This is a genomic window from Brevibacillus nitrificans (assembly GCF_003710965.1).
Lineage (GTDB): Bacteria > Bacillota > Bacilli > Brevibacillales > Brevibacillaceae > Brevibacillus > Brevibacillus centrosporus.
Window position 1 is genome coordinate 472,212 of record NZ_RHHU01000010.1, and the last position, 25,659, is coordinate 497,870.

26 protein-coding genes are annotated in these 25,659 nt (G+C 51.0%); 19 read left to right on the plus strand and 7 right to left on the minus strand.

Annotated elements, in window-relative coordinates; genetic code table 11:
- Nucleotides 1-217: 217 nt before the first annotated feature.
- From EDM59_RS15805 to EDM59_RS15815, 3 genes are all read right to left on the minus strand, one after another.
- The gene (locus EDM59_RS15805; protein WP_122924470.1) at nt 218-1,546 is read right to left on the minus strand and encodes a GntP family permease; all 1,329 of its coding nucleotides are present in this window, start codon (nt 1,544-1,546) and stop codon (nt 218-220) included.
- Between the two features lie 48 nt (nt 1,547-1,594).
- Nucleotides 1,595-3,136, minus strand: coding sequence for a gluconokinase (locus EDM59_RS15810; RefSeq protein ID WP_122924471.1), 1,542 nt, complete (start codon nt 3,134-3,136; stop codon nt 1,595-1,597).
- A gap of 170 nt (nt 3,137-3,306) precedes the next feature.
- Nucleotides 3,307-4,176 carry a MurR/RpiR family transcriptional regulator gene (locus tag EDM59_RS15815; RefSeq protein ID WP_246011073.1) on the minus strand — a complete coding sequence of 290 codons (870 nt, stop codon included), beginning with the start codon at nt 4,174-4,176 and terminating at the stop codon, nt 3,307-3,309.
- Between the two features lie 165 nt (nt 4,177-4,341).
- Between EDM59_RS15815 and gnd the strand changes: the two genes are divergently transcribed.
- Nucleotides 4,342-5,238 carry a phosphogluconate dehydrogenase (NAD(+)-dependent, decarboxylating) gene (gene gnd, locus EDM59_RS15820; protein WP_122924473.1) on the plus strand — a complete coding sequence of 299 codons (897 nt, stop codon included), beginning with the start codon at nt 4,342-4,344 and terminating at the stop codon, nt 5,236-5,238.
- A 123-nt stretch (nt 5,239-5,361) separates the two neighbouring features.
- Nucleotides 5,362-5,907 carry an NADPH-dependent FMN reductase gene (locus tag EDM59_RS15825; protein WP_122924474.1) on the plus strand — a complete coding sequence of 182 codons (546 nt, stop codon included), beginning with the start codon at nt 5,362-5,364 and terminating at the stop codon, nt 5,905-5,907.
- Nucleotides 5,908-6,062: 155 nt separating this feature from the next.
- On the opposite strand, the gene EDM59_RS15830 is transcribed toward EDM59_RS15825, so the two are convergent.
- Complete coding sequence (locus EDM59_RS15830) at nt 6,063-6,851, minus strand: YwqG family protein (protein WP_122924475.1); 789 nt, start codon at nt 6,849-6,851, stop codon at nt 6,063-6,065.
- Nucleotides 6,852-7,067: 216 nt separating this feature from the next.
- Between EDM59_RS15830 and EDM59_RS15835 the strand changes: the two genes are divergently transcribed.
- The 5 genes from EDM59_RS15835 to EDM59_RS15855 all read left to right on the plus strand — a co-directional run bounded on the left by EDM59_RS15835 (nt 7,068) and on the right by EDM59_RS15855 (nt 10,930).
- A complete protein-coding gene (locus tag EDM59_RS15835; protein WP_122924476.1) occupies nt 7,068-8,456 on the plus strand; it encodes an APC family permease in 1,389 nt (462 codons plus the stop codon).
- Nucleotides 8,457-8,535: 79 nt separating this feature from the next.
- On the plus strand, nt 8,536-8,823 hold the full coding sequence (locus tag EDM59_RS15840) for a YdhR family protein (protein ID WP_122924477.1): 288 nt from the start codon (nt 8,536-8,538) through the stop codon (nt 8,821-8,823).
- A 77-nt stretch (nt 8,824-8,900) separates the two neighbouring features.
- On the plus strand, nt 8,901-10,097 hold the full coding sequence (locus EDM59_RS15845) for a MalY/PatB family protein (protein WP_122924478.1): 1,197 nt from the start codon (nt 8,901-8,903) through the stop codon (nt 10,095-10,097).
- A 175-nt stretch (nt 10,098-10,272) separates the two neighbouring features.
- A complete protein-coding gene (locus EDM59_RS15850; protein ID WP_122924479.1) occupies nt 10,273-10,707 on the plus strand; it encodes a hypothetical protein in 435 nt (144 codons plus the stop codon).
- A 1-nt stretch (nt 10,708) separates the two neighbouring features.
- Nucleotides 10,709-10,930 carry a hypothetical protein gene (locus EDM59_RS15855; RefSeq protein WP_122924480.1) on the plus strand — a complete coding sequence of 74 codons (222 nt, stop codon included), beginning with the start codon at nt 10,709-10,711 and terminating at the stop codon, nt 10,928-10,930.
- Between the two features lie 40 nt (nt 10,931-10,970).
- Here EDM59_RS15855 and EDM59_RS15860 read toward each other — a convergent pair whose 3' ends face one another.
- Complete coding sequence (locus EDM59_RS15860) at nt 10,971-11,516, minus strand: TetR/AcrR family transcriptional regulator (RefSeq protein WP_122924481.1); 546 nt, start codon at nt 11,514-11,516, stop codon at nt 10,971-10,973.
- A 190-nt stretch (nt 11,517-11,706) separates the two neighbouring features.
- On the opposite strand from EDM59_RS15860, the gene EDM59_RS15865 reads away from it, so the two are divergent.
- Nucleotides 11,707-12,606, plus strand: coding sequence for an alpha/beta hydrolase (locus EDM59_RS15865; protein WP_122924482.1), 900 nt, complete (start codon nt 11,707-11,709; stop codon nt 12,604-12,606).
- Between the two features lie 95 nt (nt 12,607-12,701).
- On the opposite strand, the gene EDM59_RS15870 is transcribed toward EDM59_RS15865, so the two are convergent.
- Nucleotides 12,702-14,132 carry a M20 family metallopeptidase gene (locus tag EDM59_RS15870; RefSeq protein WP_122924483.1) on the minus strand — a complete coding sequence of 477 codons (1,431 nt, stop codon included), beginning with the start codon at nt 14,130-14,132 and terminating at the stop codon, nt 12,702-12,704.
- On the minus strand, nt 14,129-15,343 hold the full coding sequence (locus EDM59_RS15875) for an MFS transporter (RefSeq protein WP_122924484.1): 1,215 nt from the start codon (nt 15,341-15,343) through the stop codon (nt 14,129-14,131). Before EDM59_RS15875 ends, EDM59_RS15870 begins: the two co-directional genes overlap by 4 nt.
- A gap of 219 nt (nt 15,344-15,562) precedes the next feature.
- On the opposite strand from EDM59_RS15875, the gene EDM59_RS15880 reads away from it, so the two are divergent.
- The 11 genes from EDM59_RS15880 (at nt 15,563) to phnM (ending at nt 25,633) form a co-directional block, all read left to right on the plus strand.
- Complete coding sequence (locus EDM59_RS15880) at nt 15,563-16,849, plus strand: HTH domain-containing protein (protein ID WP_122924485.1); 1,287 nt, start codon at nt 15,563-15,565, stop codon at nt 16,847-16,849.
- Between the two features lie 188 nt (nt 16,850-17,037).
- A complete protein-coding gene (locus EDM59_RS15885) occupies nt 17,038-17,862 on the plus strand; it encodes a prohibitin family protein (RefSeq protein ID WP_122924486.1) in 825 nt (274 codons plus the stop codon).
- A gap of 215 nt (nt 17,863-18,077) precedes the next feature.
- Nucleotides 18,078-18,953 carry a PHP domain-containing protein gene (locus EDM59_RS15890; RefSeq protein ID WP_122924487.1) on the plus strand — a complete coding sequence of 292 codons (876 nt, stop codon included), beginning with the start codon at nt 18,078-18,080 and terminating at the stop codon, nt 18,951-18,953.
- Between the two features lie 15 nt (nt 18,954-18,968).
- The gene (locus EDM59_RS15895) at nt 18,969-19,610 is read left to right on the plus strand and encodes a DapH/DapD/GlmU-related protein (RefSeq protein ID WP_122924488.1); all 642 of its coding nucleotides are present in this window, start codon (nt 18,969-18,971) and stop codon (nt 19,608-19,610) included.
- Between the two features lie 110 nt (nt 19,611-19,720).
- On the plus strand, nt 19,721-20,428 hold the full coding sequence (locus EDM59_RS15900; protein ID WP_342769209.1) for a GntR family transcriptional regulator: 708 nt from the start codon (nt 19,721-19,723) through the stop codon (nt 20,426-20,428).
- 125 nt (nt 20,429-20,553) lie between these two features.
- Nucleotides 20,554-20,979, plus strand: a complete 426-nt coding sequence (phnG, locus tag EDM59_RS15905; protein WP_122924490.1) for a phosphonate C-P lyase system protein PhnG — start codon at nt 20,554-20,556, stop codon at nt 20,977-20,979.
- Between the two features lie 13 nt (nt 20,980-20,992).
- Complete coding sequence (gene phnH, locus EDM59_RS15910) at nt 20,993-21,592, plus strand: phosphonate C-P lyase system protein PhnH (RefSeq protein WP_122924491.1); 600 nt, start codon at nt 20,993-20,995, stop codon at nt 21,590-21,592.
- Nucleotides 21,593-22,717, plus strand: a complete 1,125-nt coding sequence (locus tag EDM59_RS15915; RefSeq protein WP_122924492.1) for a carbon-phosphorus lyase complex subunit PhnI — start codon at nt 21,593-21,595, stop codon at nt 22,715-22,717.
- Nucleotides 22,714-23,580 carry an alpha-D-ribose 1-methylphosphonate 5-phosphate C-P-lyase PhnJ gene (locus tag EDM59_RS15920; protein ID WP_122924493.1) on the plus strand — a complete coding sequence of 289 codons (867 nt, stop codon included), beginning with the start codon at nt 22,714-22,716 and terminating at the stop codon, nt 23,578-23,580. Before EDM59_RS15915 ends, EDM59_RS15920 begins: the two co-directional genes overlap by 4 nt.
- Nucleotides 23,573-24,418, plus strand: a complete 846-nt coding sequence (locus tag EDM59_RS15925; protein ID WP_122924494.1) for an ATP-binding cassette domain-containing protein — start codon at nt 23,573-23,575, stop codon at nt 24,416-24,418. Before EDM59_RS15920 ends, EDM59_RS15925 begins: the two co-directional genes overlap by 8 nt.
- Nucleotides 24,419-25,633 carry a phosphonate metabolism protein PhnM gene (gene phnM / locus EDM59_RS15930; RefSeq protein ID WP_281274576.1) on the plus strand — a complete coding sequence of 405 codons (1,215 nt, stop codon included), beginning with the start codon at nt 24,419-24,421 and terminating at the stop codon, nt 25,631-25,633.
- Nucleotides 25,634-25,659: the final 26 nt, after the last annotated feature.

Sequence of the window (25,659 nt, forward strand, 5' to 3'; positions counted from 1 at the left end):
AAATACTGAACCAGTTATGCAAAGCTTATTCTTTTTTTTCAAGAGGGTGCAGAAGTTCACCTCCAGCTTCTGTCAGCACAGGTACATACGCAGTTTATTCTATCGCATTGTAATTTTATAGTAAAATATTATATTTAATGAAATGTTAAACGGGTGAAAAAAGGGGGTCCATCAAAAAGCCCCCACAAAATGGTGAGGGCGACGGTCCTTCCTATATTTACACCACAAGGGACAGCGCCATGATCAGGATAATGGCTACGACGGACAATATGGTTTCCATGACTGTCCAAGTCTTCAGGGTATCCTGTACGGACATGTTGAAATACTCCTTGATGAGCCAAAAGCCAGAGTCGTTCACGTGAGACAAGATCAAGGAGCCAGCACCGGTAGCCAGGACGAGCAGCTCTGGGCTTGTACCCGGGATCTGCAGGGCGATCGGACCTACGATTCCTGCTGCAGTCATCATGGATACCGTGGCAGAGCCTGTCGCTACACGGATCAGAGCAGCAATCAGCCAACCGAGGAAAATGGGAGAAATGGCCGATGCGGTAGCCAGCTCCGCGATGTAGTCGCCAACGCCGCTGTTGAGCAGCACTTTATTGAAGGCGCCGCCTGCTCCGATGACGAGCAGGATCGTAGCAGTGGGAGCCAGACAATCATTGGTGAACCTCAGGATGTCATCCTTCGTAAACCCGCGATTGAAGCCGAGCGTCCAGAACGAGATGATGACGGCGATCAACAGGGACGTAATCGGATTGCCGATGAAGTCAGCCCATTGGCGCAGCATATCTTCTTTCGGCAAATTCACATCCGCGATGGTCGCAAGCAGCATGAGCAAAACAGGGAGCAATACGGTAAACACCGTGATCCCGAAGCTAGGCAGATCACGTTCGTCCTTTGGCTCGCTCAGCTGTGCGGCGAGCTCAGGCGAGATGCTTGTTTGGACCCGTTTGCTGATCCAGGTGCCGTAAAGCGGACCGGCGATGATCGCAGAAGGAAGCGCGACGATGATAGACAGCATGATGGTTTTCCCGACATCGGCTTGGAACAGATCGACTGCGGCCATCGCAGCCGGGTGCGGGGGAACGATGCCGTGCACGATGGACAGGCCCGCGATGAGAGGAATCCCGATTTTGACGAGGGATACTCCCGTTTGACGAGCGATCGTAAAGACGAGCGGAATCAACAGAACAAAGCCGACCTGGAAAAAGACCGGAATCCCGACGATGAAGGCAACGAACATCATCGCCCAATGGACGTTTTTCTCGCCAAACCGGTTGATCAGTGTCCGGGCAATGCGCTCGGCACCGCCCGATTCTGCCATCATTTTTCCGAGCATGGTCCCCAGGGCGAGTACGATGGCGATAAAACCAAGTGTCCCGCCCATACCGTCTTTGATCGAATCGACTACTTTGACGAGTGGCATACCAGATGCGATCCCTACAAATCCGGCAGCGAGCAAGAGGGAGACGAATGGATTTACTTTAAAGCGGGTAATGAGGATGAGCAGCAAAACGATAGAAATCAAGGTAATGACTAATGGCATGAGAGACCCTCCCTTGGTGTCGAATGCTTCCGTGATGGATTGGGATATCTATTTATTCAGCTGCTTCTGGAATTCGGAGATGAGCTTGTACTCCTCCAGCAGGTTGTAATAGACGCGCTCATAAATGTAAAACAGCTGCAAATACGTGCTGGAGCGCTCCAGATTGGGCTCATGCCGATGCGAGATGTGAATCATGTTTTTCACATCGTGCAAATCGTTCAAGGCGCCGAGAGCATGCATGGCGAGCAGGGCTGCACCGTAGCTGGAGCTTTCATGGCTTTCGGGAATCAGTACCTCGTAGCCGAACATATCGGACATGATTTGCCGCCATTGCCGGGAGCGGGCAAAGCCTCCCGAGGCGCGGATTTCAGTCGCACCGCCGGCCAGGTCGCGCAGGGCGATGCCGATGCTGTAGACGGAAAAGAGAATGCCTTCGAGAACGGATCGGATAAAATGCTCCCGTTTGTGATGCAACCCGATCCCGAAAAAGGAGCCGCGTGCCTGCGCATTCCAGTAAGGCGCGCGTTCACCGGAGAGGAAGGGGAGAAACAGCAGACCTTCGGCTCCAGCGGGAACATGCTCGGCTGCCTCGATCATGACATCGTAGGGATCGACTCCCATCTGTTTTGCTTTTTCTACCTCCGGCCAGCTAAACTCGTCACGGAACCAGCGCAGCATGATCCCGCCGTTGTTGGACGGCCCACCGATCACCCAATGGTTTTCGGTCAGGAGGTAGCAAAAGGTACGACCCTTTGGATCCGTGATAGGTTCGGGTACGACTGTACGTACGGCACCACTCGTCCCGATCGTGATGGCGACCTGTCCCTGATCGATGGCACCAATTCCCAGATTGGCGAGAACACCGTCGCTGGCACCCACGACGAATGGCGTATCCGCATCCAGTCCGATTTCCTCAGCGTAACGAATCTTCATGCCGCGCAAAATATGGGTAGTCGGTACGGGCTCGCTCAGCTGTTGTCTCGTGATGCCTGCTACCTGCAGGGCATTCTCGTCCCAATCGAGCTTGCGCAAATGAAAAAGTCCCGTTGCCGATGCGATGGAGTAATCGACCACATACTGCCCAAAGAGTCGATGAATGACGTACTCTTTGATGGAAATGAATTTGGCTGTCTTGCGGAATGTGTCCGGCGCTTGTTCGCGCAGCCACATGATTTTCGGCAGCGGAGACATCGGATGGATCGGTGTCCCTGTCGCGAGGTAAATGCTGTGTCCGACGCCATCCTGCTTGAGCTGATCTACCTGGGAGGTGCTGCGGTTATCCGCCCAGATGATGCTGTGCGTCAAAGGACTGCCTTGGTGATCCACAGCGATCAAACTGTGCATGGCAGTGGAAAAGCCGATCCCGCCAATCGCACGCTTGTCTACATCCGCCTTCTCAATGGCGGTTTTTAGTGCCGAAATAACGGCAGCAAAAATGGTTTCCGGATCCTGCTCTGCCCAGGATGGCTGGGGAACGAGCAAAGGATAATCGACGTTACCGACACCGCGTACAGCACCTGACGGCGTAAAGACGATCGCCTTGGTACTCGTCGTCCCGATATCCAGTCCAATAAAATAGGTTTGCTTCATACGGGTTCACCTTCTCTTGTATACGCTTTCATGATGGCTCTAAAGGATAACGCGATTATAACGAAATTTTTTTCATTTGTTAATACTAAAGAAAAAAATTATTTCATAACGATCTATACCTCGGTGGTAGTATTACCCACCGGACTGAAAAAGAAAAACGCCTGTAGAATTTACAGGCGCTTGAGCGAAATGGCTTCCCGGATATGCTGGATGTTTTGGATAGTCTCTTCTTGACGGCGCAGAGAAACGGCGACGTACAGTAGATCAATCAGACTGAGCTGAGCCAGCCGGGAGGAAAGTGCTTCCGTGCGAAAGACCGTTTCCCGCGATGTCGTGTACAGACAGATGTCTGCGAGCCGCACGAGCGGAGACTTGCCGTAGCTGGTGATTCCAATGGTTGTAGCACCCGCTTCTTTTGCGACACGGAGCGCTTCCAGGATATCTTCATTGGAGCCGGAGTGAGAAATCCCAACGGCTACATCCCCCTTGGAGAGAAGAGAGGCAGACATGACCTGGTAATGGGCATCGGAGTGATGGATACAGGGGATGCCTGTCCGCATAAACTTGTGGTAGGCATCCTGCGCGATAGCAGCTGATCCTCCCGAGCCATAAAACTCGATCCGCCGTGCGCTCTCGAGACAGCTGACGATCTTCATCAGAGCTTCCTTGTCAATGATTTGTTGGGTGTCACGCAAGGTCTCTATATTGGCGGTGAAAATTTTTTCGGCGATGGAGCCGAGATCGTCGTCGTCGAGATTGATCTCCTGATAGATGGATTGCTTCGGGTTTGTCACTTCACTTGCCAGAGCAATTTTAAACGCCTGATATCCGCGAAAGCCGAGGCGTCGGCACAGACGGAAAACGGTCGCATCGGCACATTGGCTCTGATCGGCAAGCTCGGTAATCGACAGATGAACAACGTCACTGGCATGCTCTAAAATGTAATCGGCAATTTGCTGCTCCTTGCCGCTCAGTTGTGAGTAGATGGCACGCAGCTGAGTGAGGACGCTGGGTGGATGATGAGTAGATGTATCGGCCAAAAGGAAAGCACCTCCAAAAGATGGCGATCTGCTACTCATTATAGAAAAGGATGGGGACGATTTCCTAGTTTCAAAAAAATTTTCTTCATTTCTAATGAAATGCGAAAATTATTATCATATAATCGAGCTAACAAGAGACTTTCTCAAAGGAGTGACGTATCGACTATGAAACTGGCGATTTTTGGATTAGGGAAGATGGGTTACAATCTGACACTGAATTTGCTTTCCCACGAGCATGAGGTTGTCGCGTACGACGTAGAGCCAAAGCGGGCAGATGAACTGGGACGGGAAGGGGCCATTCCTGCTTATTCGATTGAGGATGCCGTCTCCAAGCTGGACGCACCTCGCGTGATCTGGCTGATGGTTCCGGCGGGAGAAATCGTAGATGAGCTGGTGGACAAGCTTTCTACGTTGCTTTCTGCGGGAGATATCGTAATCGATGGGGGCAATTCTCACTACAAGCAGTCGCTTGATCGATATGCCCGTTTGAAGGAGAAGGGCATTCACTTCCTGGATGCAGGTACGAGCGGGGGAATGGAAGGAGCACGTCATGGAGCTTGTATGATGATCGGTGGTGACCGGGAGGCGTTTGATCATATCGAGCCGATGATCCGTGACATCAATGTAGAAAACGGCTACCTGTACGCAGGAGAAGCTGGTGCCGGGCATTTCCTGAAGATGATTCACAACGGGATTGAATACGGCATGATGCAGGCGATCGGCGAAGGCTTCGAGGTGCTGGAAAAGAGCCCGTACAACTACGATTTCGCAGAAGTAGCCCGCGTGTGGGCCAATGGCTCGGTCATTCGTGGATGGCTGATGGACCTGACGGAGCGCGCTTTCCGCAAAGACGCGAAGCTGGACGAAATTCGCGGCGTTATGCATTCCTCCGGGGAAGGAAAATGGACACTCGAGACAGCACTCGATCTGCAAGCCGCGACACCGGTGATTGCGATGTCCCTGTTGATGCGCTATCGCTCGCTCGAGCAGGATACCTTCCATGGGAAAGTCGTAGCTGCCCTGCGCAATGAATTCGGTGGGCATGCAGTCGAAAAGAAATAGGTTGGCCTCTTGTGGGTGCTGCTTGTGCTAGATAAGTGTTTAGAAAGGTTGCTATGTATAAATTTGGTTTTATAATAAAAGAGTATGGCAGATTCCATCTTGGATCGTATGGAGGGAAACCAAATGAAAATCGTAGCAATCGTGGGGAGCATTCGCAAGGAATCCTTTAACCGCAAACTGGCCGAGCATGTAAAAAACCGCTATCAAGACAAGTTCGAACTGGAAATTTTGGACCTGAAGCCACTTCCGTTCTACAATCAAGATCTGGAAAACGAGCCAAATGAGGCTGTCGATTCCTTCAAAGCAAAAGTGAAAGCCGCTGATGCCGTTCTGTGGCTCACGCCTGAGTACAACGGTACGGTCCCAGGCGTACTGGTCAACGCGATTGACTGGATGTCCCGTGTGGATAAAGTTCTCGTGGGCAAACCGTCCTGGATCATGGGTGCTTCGATGGGGCAGCTGGGAACCGTGAAGGCACAGCTGCACCTTCGCGACATCCTGTTTGCGATGGGCGTCTCTTCGCCGCTGCTTCCGGGCAACGAAGTGTATGTAGGTGCTGCTCATGAGAAGTTTGATGCCGAGGGCAAGCTGATCCACGAACCTACCGTTCAGTTCCTCGATACGGTAGTAGCCAATTTCCTTACCTGGATGAACCGTTACCACCAATAATAGAATCGTTTGGGTAGAGAAAAAGCCGAAGAATCCATTCTTCGGCTTTTTTGTATAGTAAGAATTTATAAGATTCTTATCCAGCCTAAGTGCAACTAAGGCTCCGCCAGAAGGCTTGGCAGAGCCAAGTTTTCTAATAGGGTGGTTCACCAGAATCAGCAGCACTGATAAGAAAAGTAAGTTTGGTTAAAGCGTTTGGCACGCAAATCGTCATTGGCAATGACAAAATAAATCGTCCCAACATCGCCCCACATGATCTTCAAGTTCGTCTCATCCGTATCGACCTGGAGCAGCAAGGTGTAGGGGCAGCCTGACTCTACGTTGCGGAAGGAATCGATCTCCTCGAAGACGTCTCCCTGAATGTTGTGCGGGTGACCCAAAATCTGATGATTCCACGCATAGGAACCATTTATTTTGGCAAAGGCCGAAAGAAAACGATCGTAGTAGGCAGCCTTGCATGCATCAGGAACCGAGATCGCTTCCATGTGAAGAGAGAGCCCTTTGGAAAAATGCAGATTGTTTGCCGGGAGTGTCCCATGTGGATCGTCGCCAGGATACGGAACAGGAGTCAGTGCAGAGAAGTCTCCCTCATAAAAAAGCACTCTCCACCCATCCCGATCTGCCAGCTCTCCGTATACGGACTGTTCAACTGCCTCATAAAAAAAGTACAGCAGACCGCGCTGCGGAAGTTCGTTCGGGACGCCGATGGACTGAATTTCCTCGAGGTTTAGCTGCCCGATGAAAACGAGCGGCTCGTCGTGGAATACGGGATAGCTCCATCCGGCAGGCAAATCCGGGTTGCCGCCTAGCCTGCTTGCACCCAGCAGATGGGTTACAGCTGCAGTGGGCTCTACATAGATGCACTCGTGCAAATGGTGGAGGATCTGCTCGGCCATTTCCTGCAGTCCCTGCTCGAGGATCAAGGCTCTTACTTGGTCAATCATTGGAATTCTCCTTTCCCAGATGACTCTGTGCCTGTTACACGGTGGACATGGAAATTACTTACAAAAACTATTGTAGCTCTTTTCGTGGGTCGAGGGAAGGAAGAGATAAAAACTTAAATTGATAGAAAATTATAAAAATACTTGCAATTACAGAAATGATGAACAATAATAAATTATGATCGTGATAAAAAATTATCATCGAAGGGGGAATCAAACATGAATGGAGAATACCAGCTTAAAAAAGAGTTGAGCCTATGGCATGTGGTTGTCATGGCAATCGGACAGATTATCGGTGCAGGTGTCATGTCTTTGACAGGGATTGCAATCGCTTTAACGGGAAGCGGTGTGACCCCGGCATTCGTACTCTCTGCCATGCTGACACTGATCACGACGCTGCCCATTGCCATCATGGGGGCTTCCATCCCAACGACAGGAGGGCCCTACAAATACACGAGCCGCCTTCTCTCTCCTCGCCTTGGCTTTTTCTACTTGCTTATCTTCTTGGTCGCCAATCTGACCCTTGCCACGTACGCCATTTCCTTCGCCAAGTACTTTCAATCGCTCCTTCCCTCTGTGAATTTTAGCTTGATTGCTGTCCTAATCCTTACTCTTTGCTATGTAGTGAATATGTTTGGGGTGAAATCGGCTGCTTCCGCGGAAGGGTTTCTGGTCGTGGTAAAAGTAATAGCAGTGTTCGTCTTCATCTTGTGGGGTGTTCCCAAGATTCAGTGGGATACGCTTGCAGTGACAGGGATGTTTCCCAGCGGCTTAGGCGGGTTTTTAACGGCGACGGGCCTAGTCTCTTTTGCAACCGGGGGAGCGAGCATTGTCGCTGAGCTGGGGGGAGAGATGAAGAACCCCAAAAGAGACATTCCGCTCACGATCATTTTGACGACTGCCGGTATCGCCGTTATTTACGCGTTCATGGCAGCCGTAGCGTCCGGTGTTCTGCCGATTGAGCAAGTAGCCGGGAAGCATCTCGATGAAGTCGCGAAAGCCATTCTTCCTCAGCCTTTATTTCTGTTCTTCATTATCGGAGGCTCACTGTTCGCCATCGCATCGACGCTGAATGCCACCTTTTCCTGGGTGACCAAAGGCTTCCTCATTGCTTGCGATGACGGCTGGCTTCCCAAAGGTCTCGGGGCCGTCAATAAAAAGTACGGCACACCTCACTGGCTGCTTACCATCTTTTATTTGATCGGAGTGATCCCCGTCGTCACGGAAGTATCGCTGGAGACAGTCACGGAGATGGGACTCGGCTTGTTTTTGCTCAACAGCGTCCTGCCTGTCTTGGCCGCGACTCAATTACCGAAGAAATACCCGGATTTATACGAAAAGTCATTCATCAAGCTGAAGCCCAAAAATCTAAATCTCCTCGTCGGTGTAACAGTGGTGATCCAGCTCTTTCAAGGATTCTTGCTCATGAAGGAAATCCCGGCAACAGGTCTGTATTTTTCGATCGGCTTCATCGTATTTGCGGCATTGTACGTGTGGATTGTGGGAGGAACCCCGCGGATGAAGAACCGAAAGATGTCCGGGTTTGAGGACGAGCGGCCGATAAACGTAGGTCCCATCCATGATCATAAAATCGGAGTGAATCAATAAAAGGGAGCTTGCGAGCTAGAAAGCAGAAATAAAATGCGAAGCAAGTACTATGCATAAATAGAAGGGAGAGGGTCGCTTCATGAAAATGTTGATCATGCGTTTTTCAACCAAAAAGTCAGCGGAAGAATTAAGTCAGTTGTCAGAGGCAGGGTTCGAAAAATTTCGTTCGCTGCCAGGTCTCATCCAAAAATATTACGTTCGTTATGAAGAAACAGGCGAAGTTGGGGGAGTTTATTTGTGGGAGACGGGGGAGGCACTCCAAGCGTACTTGGACGGGCCGATCGTGAAAAGTCTGCCTGAGAGGTTTGAGCTGCGGGAGGGCCCGAAGATTGAGATCGTGGATATCCAGTATGCGCTGCGCAGTTGACTAGCTGTCCTTGGGGGTATCGAGAGAAATCGCCGGTTCCCCAAACAAAGGACGAAAAAACGAGAGGGGGCTGTCCCATGAAGTACAATTTTGATGAAATCACGGAACGCAGAGGGACGTATTCGCTGAAATGGGATGGAGGGGAATTCATCAAAAGTCATGGGCTGACGGAGCGATATGACGAGGAGACGATCCCCTTATACACAGCAGACATGGACTTGCCCGTACCGCAGCCCATGATCGATGCCCTGCATAAAACGGTCGATCATAAAATATTCGGCTACTCTATTTTTCCGGAAGCGTACTTTGAAGCGATCCAGCAGTGGTTTTTAAAACGGCATGATTGGGAGATTCAAAAGGATGCGATCATTTACAGTCCAGGAACGGTTCATGCCCTGCATGTGGCGGTCAAGGCGTTTACAAACCCCGGAGACGGGATCATCATTCAGCGTCCTGTGTATCCGCCTTTTACAGGGGCCATAGAAGGAAACGGAAGAACAGTGGTGAACAATGCGCTGGTCTGTGATGAAGAGGGCTATTACACGATTGACTTCGAGGATTTCGAACGCAAGGCGAAAGACGAAAATACGAAGATGTTCATTTTGTGCCACCCTCATAATCCGACGGGACGGTTGTTTACCCGCGAAGAGCTAGAGCAGCTGGCAGACATTTGCGCAAAAAATGACGTGCTGATCGTCGCAGATGAAATTCATGGAGATCTCATCAGGCGAAATCAAACCTTCATTCCAATCGCCAAAGCAGCAAAGCGTGCGGATCACATCATCACATGTACGGCGATCAACAAGACCTTTAACGTAGCAGGGCTGCACTGTACGAATGTCATCATCCCCAACGAAGGGTATAGAGAGACGTTCCGTAAAACACTGGGCATGCACTTAGCGTCGCCATTTACCATCACCGCTCTGATCGCCGCCTATACAGAGGGGGAGGATTGGCTGGACCAGCTAAAGGAATATATCGACGGTACGATCGAATATGTCATGGGCTTTTTGGCGGAAAGAATGCCGAAAGTCAAAACGAGGATTCCCGAAGGAACGTATTTGATGTGGCTGGACTTTAGCGGCTATGGACTGTCGCCAGAGGAGGTCCATGATCGGATTTACAACAAAGCCAATGTGCTGCTGGAGGATGGGGGCATGTTTGGGGAAGAGGGGCGGCAATACCAGAGAATTTGTCTCCCTTCGCCAAGACCTGTCATCAAAGAAGCCTTGGAACGGATAGCCCGCGAGTTTGAAGCAGAAAACGGAAACTAACGAGGAGAGAGACACCTGCTTAGAGGCAGGTGTTTTCTTTTTGGAGCCAATCCGCGATCATGGAAGCGGTGTCGAAATCGAAACAATTTTTGTGAAAATAGGTTCCGTCGTTCCAAATGAAGGGTATAGTTAGGTGGGCAGTTTGGTAAACCGAAAGGAAGGAGGTATACGCTTCATGATTCGAAAAGTGGTGGTCGCGCTGATCTCCTCGCTTTTGTTTTGCGTGATATTGGCGTGGTTCAACTACATCCCGGCAGCACAGCAGCAGCCGAACACGTACTACTGGTCATTTTTCTCACTGGTGGCGATCTATCTGATTTATGCGATCCCCGTCTATATAGTGGGAGGTGTGCCCGTTTCCATAGGAATAGAAGCTTTGAACCGTCAAATCGCTTGGGCGAATCCCGTGATTGTGTACTTGTTTCGCTTTATCGCGTACGCGGTTGCGGGAGCTTTGCTGATGGCGCTGTTGCAATTCGGGATTACAATCCATTTACTGACAAGCCGTTCCCTTTTCTCAGCGGGCTTTGGCATGCTCGCCTCACTATTATACCTGCATGTGTGGCTGGTTAGTTTTTGGGTGGTAAAAGAAAAAAGGAAGGTGTGGTAGTGTGAGTCTTGGCGGGTTTCAAAGCGGCTTTCACGCCAGAAAAGTCCCGCGAGCGGAAGGGAAGTGGGCGTCCTTTCTCATTTGCAGCCACGGTTGTGCGGAAATCATCCAGCTCATCTCCCACGTCTCTGGCGAAGTCGAATTTGAGCTTTGCCGGATTGAGGCCGAGCGGATGGGACGGGTTCTGCTTGAGGCAGCGCGTTCCCAAGATGATTGTGAATAATGGATGGTGGTAGCCGAGGAGCAGGCTACCACTATTTTTTTTAGAGATTTCTCTCCAGCAGTTTCCCCATTTGTTCTGCCAGCACTTGATGCGGCACTGGCCTTTCATTGGTAAACCACCATTCCACTAACCCCTCGATAGCAGATGCAACAAACTGAACAATCACTTCTTCATTCCAACCTTCGTTTTTTCCCTGCGTGACGTTCACTTCTTTTCGAACCTCTTCAATCAGGTAGTTGAGGAAGCGAGAGCGAAAAGAGGGGGCTCCTTTACTCGTTACCATCAACGAGAAGAACGAATAGTTTTCTTCGAAGTATTGGGACCAGATCTGGGTCGCTTCTATAAAGTCTAGCTCAGCCACCGCTTCGCACAGCTCACGCAGCTGGGTAATATGGGATTCGATCAGCTTATCCAGCAAATCATATTTATCCTGATAGTGAAGATAAATCGTGCCGCGGCTTACGTTTGCTCTGTCTGAGAGGTCTTGAATGGTGATGTCATCAAAGCTTTTTTCAGACATGAGCTCTACTACGGCATTTCGAAGGGCTTCTTGTGTTTTGAGTATTCTTCGATCCACTTTCGGCATCGTAGAGATCACCGCTCTTTCTGAAGATAATGAACAGATTCCTGCATAGTGTTCACTACTATACAAATGGAGTGAAACTAACAATTGTAGTTTTATTAGGCACACTTATAATAATAAACATAAGTTCATTAATTGAACAATGCTTATTATTTCAGACCTACCAACCATCATAGTGCGAAGGAGAATAACCATGAAAAAATCCATCACCTTTAAGAATGGCACAATCCAAATGGCCGGCGATCTTTATTTGCCAGCCGGCTTTGAGGAAAGCAAAAAATACCCAGCGCTTGTCACCGTTCATCCCGGTGGCGGGGTCAAGGAACAAACTGCTGGTTTGTATGCGCAGAAACTTGCGAACCAAGGCTTTGTTACCCTGGCATTTGATGCATCCTATCAAGGGGAGAGCGGCGGCGAACCACGTCTGCTCGAAGACCCGGCTGCCAGAGTGGAAGATGTTCGCGCTGCCGTGGATTATTTGTCGGCTCTTGGGTTTGTGGATGAAGAAAAAATCGGGGCACTAGGCATTTGCGCAGGCGGCGGCTATGCCGTAGCAGCTTCGCAAACAGAGCGCCGCATCAAGGCGGTAGCGACGGTCAGCGCGGTGGATATCGGGGCGATGTTCCGCGGAGAAGATACTGCTGCGAACCTGCAAACACTTGAAGCCGTTGCGAAACAGCGCACAGCCGAGGCAAAGGGAGCAGAACCGATGTACCTGAATTGGGCACCGAATTGCGCGGAAGAAATCAATGAAAATACGGCTGTACTCATGCGTGAAGCCTACGATTACTATCGTACGCCGCGCGCTTTGCACCCGAATTCTACGAATCGCTTCCTGTTTAGCAGCCTCGATAAACTCATGGCTTTCTCGGCATCGAGCCAGATCGGCGCCTACCTCACTCAGCCGCTCCTGCTGGTAGTGGGAAGCGAGGCAGATACACGCAGCTACAGCGAGCACTTCTACGCGCTGTCGAATGGACCAAAGGAATTGTTCTGGGTCGAAGGCGCGACGCATATCGCCATGTACGATATTCCCGAATATGTCGCGCAGGCGGTAACGAAGCTGACCGCGTTCTATGGGGAGAATCTGTAAGAAAGAAAAACGATCGAGAAAGCACGAAAAAGCCGCCAGGAAGATGCTCCTGGCGGCTTTTTAAGTTGGAAGCAAGGAAAAGCAGCAAAGCTCGCTTATCCGTTACGATAACGGGAAGGCATGACATCGGCAGGAATCGGGCATTGATACGTAGTGTCGCCAAGCCGATCTTTGAGCTCCTGCTTCGCTTTTTCCAGCAGCTCTGGGTTTTTGATGACTTCCAAAGCCGCTCCGGCCAGCACCTTCCCTGCTTGGAGCATACCTTTGTGGGCGATGGAAGTCGCGCCGATGGTCACGACCTGCCAAGTGTGGGCAGGAGTGCCGAGGACCCAGCAAGCCGTGAAAACTTGTGCTGTCGGGGCGATCCAGCTTACATCTCCTACGTCTGTAGAGCCACCGACAGATCGGTTGGAGGCAGGGGAGTATGGGATGATGACCTCGGCCATTGGCTTTTCTTTCAAAGCAGCCTCAAGCTCTTTCGGATATCTGCCGAATTCCTCGGCGATGTCTGCGGCAGATAAGCTGGATTGCAGCTCTTTGGCAAACGCCAGCTCTTCTTCGCTAAAAGTAGGTACACCGATTTCGCCCATTACTTGATGCAGCGTGGATTCGAGTGTAGCGTTTTGGATGACATTCGAGCACGCCTTGTCAAAAACGATTTTGACTTCCGTACCAGTCATGAGGGCCGCACCTTTGGCGATGTTGCACACGCGCTCATAGATTTCTTGCACCTGTCCGGTTTTCGGCGCACGGATGAGATAGAGCACCTCTGCTTGCGCTTGAACGACGTTTGGTGAATAACCGCCGGCATCCGTAATCGCGTAGTGAATACGCGCGTCCTGAATAATATGCTCGCGCAAGTAGTTGACGCCGATGTTCATCAGCTCCACGGCATCGAGTGCACTTCTCCCCAGATGCGGGGAAGCGGCGGCGTGCGAGCTCTTTCCTTTAAACTTGAAGTAGACCTGATAATTGGCGAGTGAATTACCCGGCATGATGGAATTCACCGTATGCGGATGCCAGCAAAGCGCGAAATCGATATCATCAAAGCAGCCTTCGCGCGCCATGTACGTTTTGCCGGAACCGCCTTCCTCACCAGGGCAGCCGTAGTACCGGACTGTCCCTTGGAGACCTTCCCGTTCCATCATTTCTTTCAGGGCGATGGCAGCAGCGAGCGAGCCTACTCCCAGCAGATTGTGTCCGCAGCCATGTCCGTTTCCGCCTGCCTGGATGGCCTTTTCGGTCGCGCTTCCTTTTTCTTGGCTAAGCCCGGACAGGGCATCGTATTCCCCTAGAATCGCTACAATGGGACTTCCTTGTCCAAAGCTGGCTACGAAGGCTGTCGGCATGTTGGCGATGCCCTTTTCTACGGTGAAGCCTTCCGCTTCCAATGTTTCGCAGAGCAGCTCGGCTGACTGGAACTCTTCGAAGCGGGTTTCAGCAAATCCCCAGATCTTGTCGCTTACCTGAATCAGCTTTTCCTTTTTGTTTTCAATGAACTGGACAATCTTCTGCAAATCGTTCATGCGACCTTCTCCCCTTTTTCATTTTGAGTCTGTTGTAGTCGAAGAAAAAAGCAGGTGATGAGTGGGATCACCAATGCGATGATCAACAAGGTAAAGGCAGCATCATAGGAGCCGTTAAACAGGGTAATCATGTAGCCGAGCAGCGTAGGCGCAATCGTTCCCGCTATTTGCCCCCCGAAGTACATAATTCCAACTGTCGAGCCCATCGCCTCCTGAGAGAAATACTTGAGCGGCATCGCCAATACAACTGCCGACAAGCCCATCCCGAAATTCGCGAGGCAAAGGAAGGTCACCGCCATCGTAACCGAGGAGGCGTTCATCATCAGGAATAGCGAAATGATGCCAATAAGAGAACCAGTAGCAATAATAAATTTTTCTTTGCCAGCGCCCATTTTGTCCATGAGCCAGGAGCTGCTGTTTATCGCAATCAGGGAAAAGACGACGGGAATAATCGAGATCATTCCGGTTTTTACGAGTTCGATATGACGCACATTGATCCAATAGGATGGCATCCAGGAGCTGAGTCCCCAGTTCACCATGCTGATTCCGAAATAGATCAGCATCAGCTTCCAGGCGAGGGGATTTTTCAGTACCTTTTTCATCGAGACTTGAGGCCGCTTTACTTGCGCGCTTTGTCCCGGTGGGAGCAGGTACTTCCAAAGCAAGAGAAAGAAAAGAAAGCCGAGTACACCGAAAAAATAAAACATGACGTTCCAACCAACGTGCTTGATCATGAGCGCAGCTAGAAGGGAAGCGACGATGGCGCCGATTGCGGTGGCTGAGGTAAGCACACCTTTTGCCCGAGCGCGTTCTTCTTTCGGAAATGTTTCTGCGAGGGCGACAGAGCTGGCGGACGGAAAGCTGCCTTCGCCGATTCCAAAGAGGAAGCGGATGACGAGCAGGGATGCGAATGACCAAGCAAAGCCGGTAAAGACCGTAAAGGCAGACCAGACCAACAGGGAGACCAGGATGACCTTGCGCGCTCCGTGTTTATCGGTCAGCCATCCGCCGATCAGCTGCATGATGGCATAGGCGAGAAAGAAGCTGCTGATCACCATTCCAGATTGGGTGGGGTTCAGCTGAAATTCTTTCGAGATCGCCACAATCGCAATGTTCATCGAGTTTTTGTCGAGGTAGTTGACGATCCAGGTCAAGAACAGAAGAACGAGTACAATGGTTTTTGTCTTTTTGTTGTATGCGCTTTCATCCATGCGGTGAAAACCTCCCCCTCTGCCATTCTTCGTAAAACGGACGGTTGTAAGTTCAGCTTCCTCCCAACTTATTTATTTTAGGAAATGTTTTGGACATTTCTTAAAATGGATTATAAGTCTAACTTTTGGCTATTGCAAGAAAATTAGCGCATTTTGATGACTAACTTTTCCATGTATAATAAGAACTAGATTCATCAGGACAGAAAGGAAACCGAGATCATGATTAAAATTGGTGTGATTGCGGCCAATTATTCGATGCAACAAATTATGGACGCAGAGCCGATGCTGCAAGGGCAATGCGAGCTTGTCCCGATTCCTTATGCCCAGCTGCATGAAATCAAAGATTTGTATGAAAAGCACCGGCATTATGTCCACGGTATTTTGTTTAGTGGACCGCTCGGCTACTCGATCGCGAAGCAGGAATGGCAGGAATTTGAAACCCCCACGTACTTTGTGACGATGAAAGAAGGGGACTTCTATAAACGTCTTTTTTCCATCAGCAACGGGAATAAACAGCTGGATTTTTCTCGGGTTTTCATCGATTTCATCCATGAGCAGAACAACTTCATGGGGCTGAGGGATGCCTTGCCAGAGAAGGAATTCCCCCATTACATACAATTGGAATACACCTATGACGTCTACGATGAAGTGTTTAAGCATCACCAAATGCTATGGCAGCAGGGAAAAATCGATCTGTCCATTACCGGTTTGGGCAACGTCGTCGAGCGTTTAAATCAAGTGGGGATTCCAAATATTGTCATGCTGGCGTCCAAGGAAACGATCGTGGAGCGTATCGAGCAGATCGTAAGCGAGCTGCGAATCACCAATTTGCTGGAAAACCAGAGCGCGGTCGGCATCCTCTCTCTGTCAGAACCAGATGATTTCAAGGAAATTTTGCTGCACAAGGCTTTGCTTGAGTTTCACAACAAGGAAAAGGTACTGTCCGTCATTCAGAAGAAATCGGGGCATTTTGAAGTGATTACGACATTTGGTGAATTAAAGCAAATGACGAATCAGTTCACGGCATGCGCCATCCTCGAGTATTTGAAGCAGGTCTTGCCGTTTCCCGTAAACATCGGCTGGGGTGTCGGCTCTACGCTCTATCAGGCGAAAATTTGTGCGCAAAAAGCGAGTCATGCGGCTGTCTCCCATGAGCTTGACTGCTCCTATGTCATAACGGAAAACGAGGAAGTGATCGGGCCGTTAGGAGAGGACACCTGTATTCATTTCACCCATACCGTTGAGCCGCACGTGGAACGACTCAGTGAAGCACATGGCGTCTCTGTCCTGCAAATCCAAAAAATACTTGCTGTCCTGGCCAAGCGGAAAAGTAATGAGCTCACAGGCGAGGAGCTGGCTTATCATTTAAATCTGACATTACGTCAGGCCAATCGGATCTTGAAAAGGCTGGAGGAAAGCGGTGCCGCCAAAATTTCGTACAAGAAGCAAGAGAAGCTGAAAGGGCGGCCAAAGAAGGTCTATTCCATCGATTTTGCAAGCCGTTAGATCAGTTCATGGAGGGCTGAAGCGGAGGCTTGGGAATGGGGCGTCCCAGTGGGAAACAGGAACGGCCGTCTAATTTTTTCAGCCGCCTCATATATTTACCAGCAACCAGAAAGAAATCAAACGAAACTTATATCCCCCCTATCCGTATGCCTATATAGACATATAAAAAAGAAAAGGGGAGGCGGAACATGGCAGACGATAATGTGGTGAAAATGAGTCCCTTTAAATCCGGACGGCTGCTTACAGCTATCGTAGTGATTCTTGTCGTGGTGTTGCTCGGAACTCAATCCTTTACGATTATTTCAGCTGGTCACAGTGGAGTGGTCCTGCAGCTCGGAGCGGTACAGCCAAAAGTGCTACAGGAAGGGCTTCATTTCAAGATTCCGTTCGTTCAAACGGTTATTCCTATGGAGGTACGGGTGCAAAAGTCCGAGACGAGTCAGACCTCTGCATCGCGTGATTTGCAAACGGTTTCGACGACGATTGCGGTCAACCACCATCTGGATTCTGAAAACGTCAACAAGCTGTATCAGCAGGTCGGTCTCGAATACGCCAGTCGGATTGTAGACCCGGCGATCGCGGAAGCACTCAAGGCGGTAACTGCGCAGTATACGGCAGAGGAGCTGATCTCCAAGCGGTCCGAGGTGAGCAACAAAGTAAAAGATGCTCTGAAGCAAAAGCTTTCGACCTACAATATCATTCTGGATGAGATCAACATCCGCGAATTCACATTCAGCGACGAATTCAACCGAGCGATTGAATCCAAACAGGTAGCGGAGCAGCAAGCGCTCAAATCCAAGCTGGACCTCGAGCGGATCAAGATCGAGAAAGAGCAGGAGATTACGAAAGCGCAGGCTCAGGCGGAAGCATTGCGTCTGCAAAAACAGGAGGTCACTCCGGAGCTGATTCAGCTCAGACAGATCGAGGCGCAGCTGGAAGCTATCCGCAAATGGGACGGAAAGCTGCCAAATGTAACGGGGGGAGCGACTCCGTTTATCCAAGTAGAAAAATAAGGAACAGACCCAAGAGGCCTTTCGGGACGCGTGTCGTCCGGGAGGCCTTTTTTTGTTTCAATGGATGGAGCTTCCATTGAGCTTCCATTGTAAATGTGCCTTTACAGGATATTTACGCCGGGTTCAAGCGGAATTAACCCGTGCTGCTTGGTGCCAAGTTACAGTTACTTCATACGCACCGCCCACTCGGAAATGGAAAGGGAGGAGGTCATTTTATGAAGGTAGACCTGCACTGCCATACGAAGCTATCGGATTGTTCACTGACCTTTGAAGAAATCATAGAGTTGGCTGTAAACGAACAAGTCTCTCATTTGGCGATTACCAATCACGATACAACCGGGGGGCTTGCCGAGATGGTCGAGCTGGGGAAAGAAAAAGGCGTCGAGATCATTCCCGGAATTGAAATATCTGCCTACGACTTTGCAAGAAGCCGGAGAGTCCACGTACTCGGATACTATATCCAGCCCGGTCATCCTGCCATTGACCGTATTTGCGCGCCGCTGATCGAAAAGCGCCACCAGGCTTCCGCTGTCATGGTACAGGCTCTGATGGAGGCAGGCTATGAAATTACGTGGGAGCAGGTCATGGAATATGCCAAAGGCGGGACGGGCGTCTACAAGCAGCATATTATGCATGCGTTGATCGAAAAAGGCTACACAGCATCGATTTACGGGGACTTGTACAAAAAGCTGTTTTCCCGTGGCCAAAATGGTGAGAAGCCAGGGATTGCGTACATGCCGCTCGAGTATGTGGCTGCAAAAGACGCCATTTCCGCGATTCGCCAGGCAGGAGGCGTTCCGGTTCTGGCTCACCCGGGGCAATACGGCAACTTTGAAGCCGTGCCGGAGCTGGTTGACTGCGGACTGGAAGGCATCGAGGTCCGTCACCCTTTGCACGATGCGGCTATGGAGGAACAAGCCAAGCAGCTGGCAATCCGATACGATCTCATTATGACGGGCGGCACCGATTTCCACGGCTTTTACGGCGAAAAAGAGGTTGTGCTGGGAGAAAAAAGTCCGGGTATCTCTGCCGTTCACGCGATCCAGGCCCGCCAAAATGCCATTGCCGAACAGCAAATGACACAGCGATAAGAGGTGCAAAGCGATATGAAGACCATTCACCAAGTTGCACAGCCTACCCGTTCGTCCGGCGAGCCGATCATCCATGAGACAGCAAATGTCGTCCATTCCAGGGCAGGGGCTTGGACGTCCATAGGTTCCTCCAACAAGATCATCGAATCTGTCCTCGGCGACTATACCTACACGATGGATGACGTCACGATCAACTATACCGAGATTGGAAAATACTGCTCGATTGCCTCTCACGTCTGTATCAATCCCGTTCAGCATCCGATGGATCGTGTCACTCAGCATCATATGACCTACCGCAGAATCGATTATGGCTTCGCAGCTACAGATGACGAGTCCATTTTTGACTGGCGCCGGCAAAATCGGGTGAAAATCGGCCACGATGTGTGGATCGGTCACGGAGCGATCATCATGAAGGGAGTCACTATCGGCACAGGAGCAGTCGTTGCTTCCGGGGCGATCGTGACCAAGGATGTAGAGCCGTATTCGATCGTCGCTGGCGTCCAAGCTAAGCCGATCAAGATGCGCTTCCCGGAGGAAATACGCGAGAAATTGCTGCAAATTGCCTGGTGGGAGTGGCCGCGCGAGATGATCGAGGAACGTTTCCATGAACTCAATGACCTGGACAGTTTTATAGAAAAATACGGACACTTTGGATAATGACGGATCGGAAGGGAAAAGCTTTTTGATTCAATCACAAAGGAAAACGGCATACCTCGCAGGGCGGTTGGGTATGCCGTTTTCCTTTGATTGTGAGGATAAAGGGGCGGTTGGAATTGGTAGAGGAAATGGAAATGATCGATCATCTGATTGCAGATATTCACGCGGGCAAATACAAGCCAAGCGACAAGCTGCCTTCCGAAAATGAACTGGCAGATCAGTACAAGGTTCCTCGGATGACAGCGCGCAAAGTCTACAATCGTCTGCAGGAGCTTGGGTATGTGTATTCCAGACAAGGAATGGGGAGCTATGTGAAAGACAGGCTGCAGCAAATTCCGCTGGTTCTCACGGGAAATACCAGCTTCAGCAGAAAGATGATCGAGCTCGGGTACAACTACGAATCCCGCAATATTTACTGCGAGGAAGTAGAAGACCATTCCCTGTTCACACAAACACTCGGTGTTGACGAGAAGGATAGCGTGTTTAAAATCGGCCGCTTGCGTCTCGTAGATCAAAAGCCCATCGCACTGCATACCTCCTTTGTGGCAGAATCCGTGTTTCCCGACATTCGCACGGAAGGAAGCCGGATCACCTCGATGTACGACTTCTATCAGGAGAAGGGCTTCACGGAGCGTGCCTACGAGAAGACCATTTTAAGCGTCATGGTGCCTACCAAATACGAACGCGAACTTTTGGAATGCGCAGGATTAGTACCCTTGCTTGTCCTGGAGTCCGGCTGTAGAGATCTGGTAGCGGGCAAAATGCTCGAATGCACCCGGACGCTCTATCGAAGCGACTGCTTCACGTATGTGCTGTAGCCTAACAAAAAAGAAACAGTTCCTATACAAAACGCAAACATCCTTAACGCAGTCTTTACCTCCACGAACTTGGCAACAAGATAGATTGAAAGGGCAAGGAGATTACGAGCTAGGGAGGCAAGCGGATGAAGAGGAAAAGGAGAACAGAAATCCTGATCAATGGCTCCAGAAATCTGGCAGCCCAATTGGCAGAGGAAATTTTGGAACGATATGACGTGAAAACGATAGAAGAACCGAATCAAGGTCTGGTCATGGTCAAAGTCAGGGAGACGGCGCAAAAAAGCCTGTTCTACCTCGGGGAAGTTCTCGTAACCGAGTGCAAGGTACAGATCAACGGATCGATTGGTCTGGGCGTCCTCCACTCGCATGATCGAAAGCTGGCTTATCATTTGGCTGTCATCGATGCCGCTTATGAAGCGGGATTGAAAGAGACAGCTGACTGGACAGATCGATTGATCCAGGAAGAAGCAGCGTATCAAAAGCAAAGACTGGCAGAACAGAGCGGCGTGCTCAAGACAAAGGTCAGCTTTGAAACCATGGATGAGGAGTAAGGAGGGGAAATCAATGAGTTTGGACATCGTTCATGACATACAGACTGCTTATCGCAGCGTACTGGATTCCCTGTCACGCCCAGGCTTGGTATCTCATCTGGCAGATCAGGCCAATCGTCTGGATATCGACTGCGACTGCTACCCGACGACCTTGATTCTAGCCCTGATGCTGCTCGATACGGAAGTGACATTTGCGGTAGTAGGTGTCCGTGAGCAGCAGGAGCAAGTCAAAAGGCTGATCAACCAGCTTACGTATGCCAAGGAAGTAGACGCTGACCAGGCCAACTATGTGTTCGTCCTGAAGAGCGCCGAACCGCAGCAGCTGGAGGCGGCAATCGAACTGGCGAAAGCGGGCGAGCTGATCAATCCGCACGAATCCGCAACGATTATCGTAGAAGCACAGCTGGTGAGCAACGAGCGAGGGATGCTGCTCAAAGGACCCGGCATCCAGACCCAAAGCATGGCTCGCGTCGAGCGCAGCGGCGAATGGATGCGTGCACGCGCACAGAAAAATGCAGAATTCCCTCTGGGGATTGACCTTTTATTCGTAGATGAAGAGCATCGGCTGTTGGGGCTGCCCCGCACGACACAAATAGAGCAGGTGATGGCATAAATGGGCTACATAGCGGTTAAAGGCGGCACACTCGCGATTGAAGAGTCGATAAAACGGTTGAAATACGAACGAGTGAAAAAAGGCACGGTGCTAGGGATTGAAGAGATCGAAGGCGGAATGAGAGGTCTGATCGATCAGATCATGTCAGAAGGAAGCATATACGATGAAAAGCTGGCGGCCATCGCCATCAAGCAGGCGGAGGGAAATCCAGAGGAAGCCGTATTCCTGCTCCGTGCCTATCGTTCGACGCTTCCGAGAAAGCATTATTCCCGCCCCATCGAGTCCGAAGAGATGCGGGTTGAGCGCCGAATCTCAGCTTCCTTCAAAAACATTCCCGGCGGGCAAATCCTCGGGGCGACCCAGGATTACACGCATCGCTTGCTGGATTTTGATTTGATCGAGGAGACACAAAAAGAAGCGCTGGAGTGGCTGGTGCAATTTGCAGAGGAAAACGAGGGGCAGCAAGAGCAGCTGGACCTGATCCGCTATCCGAAGGTGATGGACTATTTGCGCAAGGAAGGCTTGCTGGCCGACTGCGAGGATCAAGACCTGGAGCCAGATGATGTCACGAGAAAGAGCCTGACGTTTCCGACGAGCCGCAGCCAGCGTTTGCAGGTACTGACACGGGGGCAGACAGGAGCCGTTACCTCTCTCGCCTATGCTGTCATCCGTGCCTATGGCGTGATTCATCCCACAGTAGGGGAACTGCGTGTCGGACAAATACCGATCTACATCGACAACCCGATCCATCCGGAAACGGAGGATGAGGATACGTACTACATCGGGGCGATCAAGCTGACCGAGGCTGAAATGATCGTTCCCGTCACAGTGGAAAAGGAGCACGGCAAAAAGGAAATCGAGTTTCAGATCGGCTACGGTCTGTGCTATGGACAAAACGAGACCAAAGCGATCGCGATGGGAATCCTGGACAACAGCCTGGAGAAGGGCAATCCGGAATACCCGACAAGCGATGAGGAGTTCGTCCTGTTCCACATCGATTCGGTCGAGTCGACAGGCTTCATCTCGCACCTGAAAATGCCGCACTACGTCACATTCCAATCGAAGCTGGACAGCGCACGCAAAACGAAGCGCAAGGAAGCAAGCGAGCAAAAGGAGGGCAACTGATGAGCGACTACAACTTTGCCTTTTTTGATGAAGGCTCCAAGCGGGAAATCAGGAGAGCGACTTTGAAGGCGGTCGCCATTCCGGGCTATCAGGTTCCTTTTGCCTCCCGGGAAATGCCGATCGGAAGAGGCTGGGGAACGGGCGGATTGCAGCTAACCCTTTCACTCGTAGGAAAGGACGACGTGCTCAAGGTCATCGACCAAGGCTCCGATGAGTCTGTCAATGCCGTAAATATCAAGAAGCTGGTAAACAAAACCACAGGAATTCGTGAGACGGAGGAAACGGGCGAAGCGACAATCATTCAGTCCCGCCACCGCATTCCGGAGATTCCGCTCCACTCCAAGCAAATCATGGTGTTGCAGGTTCCGATCTGCGAGCCCCTGCGCGAGTATGAGCCGAGCGAGCGGGAAACGAAGAAGCTGCACGGCGAAAAGGAATACAGCGGGGCATGGCTGATGCTGTTTGAACAGATTATGCGCTATGGCAGCATGTCGACTGGGGCCGCTCATCCGGTGATGGTTCAAGACCGCTACGTCATGACGCCAAGTCCTATCCCGCGCTTTGACAATCCGAAAATGCATCATTCCGAGGCATTGATTTTGCTTGGAGCGGGCCGGGAGAAAAAGGTGTTTGCCGTTCCTCCCTATACAAAGGTTGTCTCGCTTGCGTTTGACGACTATCCCTTCCAACCGGAGGCATCCTCTCAGCAAAGCTGCAAGGTGTGCGGTGCAACAGGGGTCTTCATGGATGAGCTGGTGGAAGAGGAATCAGGGGAGACGTATCACCAATGCAATGACACGAGCTACTGCTTGTCCCGATTGAACAGCCAGGAAAAACCGGTGGAGGTGACCGTTCATGGATGAGTTTGCGACACCCCTTTTATCCGTACGGGAAGTAAACAAGCAGTTCGGTAACGGCTGCGACCATTGTCGTGTCCTTACGCCAGACAGCTTGATGAAAAACTTTTGTCCGGTCTGCCGAACGGTCTACTCCTGCCAGAATATCTCCTTTGACCTGTATCCTGGGGAGGTTCTTGGGATTGTCGGGGAGAGCGGGAGCGGTAAATCGACGCTGATGAGATGTCTGTACTTTGACCAGGAAGTCACGAGCGGAGAGGCTTATATTCGCACGTATCAGGACGGAAGCAAAAACGTTTTCGAGGAATCCGCTCAGCAAAAGCGATACATCCGCAATCATGTGCTGGGCAAGGTGTACCAGAATCCGCTTCTGGGTCTGCGCATGAATTTTTCGGCGATCGGCAATATTGCGGAAAAGCTGATCGCAGCAGGCAGCCGGCACGTTGGCGCTATGGAAGAGCGCGGGATGGCGCTGCTGGAGCATGTGAATATCCCGACCTACCGGATGAAGGAAGCGCCGAAGAACTTCTCCGGCGGCATGCAGCAAAGGGTGCAAATTGCCAAGGCACTGTCCAACAATCCGCCGATTCTGCTCTTGGATGAAGTGACGACAGGACTGGACTTGTCTGTGCAGGCAAGCGTGCTGGATTTGATCAAGCAGCTGCAACGCGAGCTGAATATCAGCATCATCATCGTGTCGCATGACCTGGGTGTCATTCGCATGCTGGCAGACCGCACGATGGTCATGCTCGATGGAAAGGTAGTCGAGCAAGGGCTGACGGATCAGATTCTCGAGGACCCGCAGCACCCGTATACCCAGCAGCTGGTGCATTCCCTGGTCTAGATACCACAGGCCCTATCAGAAACGGAGGAACGACGCGTGTACGTAATCACCAACGGAAAAATCGTCACAGAAGAAGGGATCTTGACCGGATTTGATCTGCTCCTGTCTGGAAACCGGATCGAGAGAATCGCGCGTGCGGGGGAGCTTGCACCAGAGCACGATGCGCAAATGATCGATGCCAAAGGCGGGTACGTTTCTCCCGGCTTTATCGACCTTCATTCCGATTATATCGAGCACATGGCAGCACCACGCCCAACCTCTCTGATGGATTTTCATCTCAGTCTGCGAGAGGCAGAAAAACAGCTCATCTCGCACGGCATCACGACGATGTACCACTCGCTCTCGTTGTACAAAGGGTCCGAGTATAACTACAAGCCGATTCGCCAGCCGGAAAATGTGCGCAAGTTCATCGATTTGGTCGATCAGACGCGTCATACCAAGCATTTGGTGCGCCATCGCTTGCACGCGCGCTTTGAGATCGACAACATCGACCAGATCGATAATCTGAAAAGCTTTATTGCCGAGCGCAAAGTCCATCTCGTGTCGTTCATGGACCATACGCCAGGCCAGGGACAATACCGCGATCTGGAGATGTATCGCAAGACGATCAAAGGCTATGGCAACATGACGGATGAAGAGATCGAGACGATGATCGCCAATCGTCAGTCGCAGAGCAAGATGACCATCGAAGGAATCCGCGAGGTTGCAGAAATGGCGCAGGAAGTGGCGATCTCCATCGCCTCCCACGACGATGACAGCATCGAAAAAGTGGAGCTGGTGCAGACCTTTGGCGCGACCATCAGCGAGTTTCCGATCACACTGGAAATCGCGAAAAAAGCGAAAGAGCAAGGCATGCACACCATCGCAGGCGCTCCGAACGTCATGCTGGGCGGCTCCCACAATGGAAATCTGTCGGCGGCAGAAGCGATCCAGAACGATTACATCGACATTTTGTGCAGCGACTACTACCCCGCAGCTATGCTCCACGCCATTTTTGAGCTGAACAAAAGCTACGGCCTCGATTTGGCTGAGATGTTCAAGCTGATCACGATCAACCCCGCCAAAGCGGTCGGTCTGGACCAAGAGATCGGCTCGATTCAGGAAGGGAAAAAGGCAGACCTATTAATCATCGAAAAAATTGATCCGGACTTTCCGGTGATCACAGCCGTGTTTGTAGATGGAGAACTCGTCCAGAAGACCAATTACCGCATTTGATCGATACCTCCAAGCAAGGGGAAAGC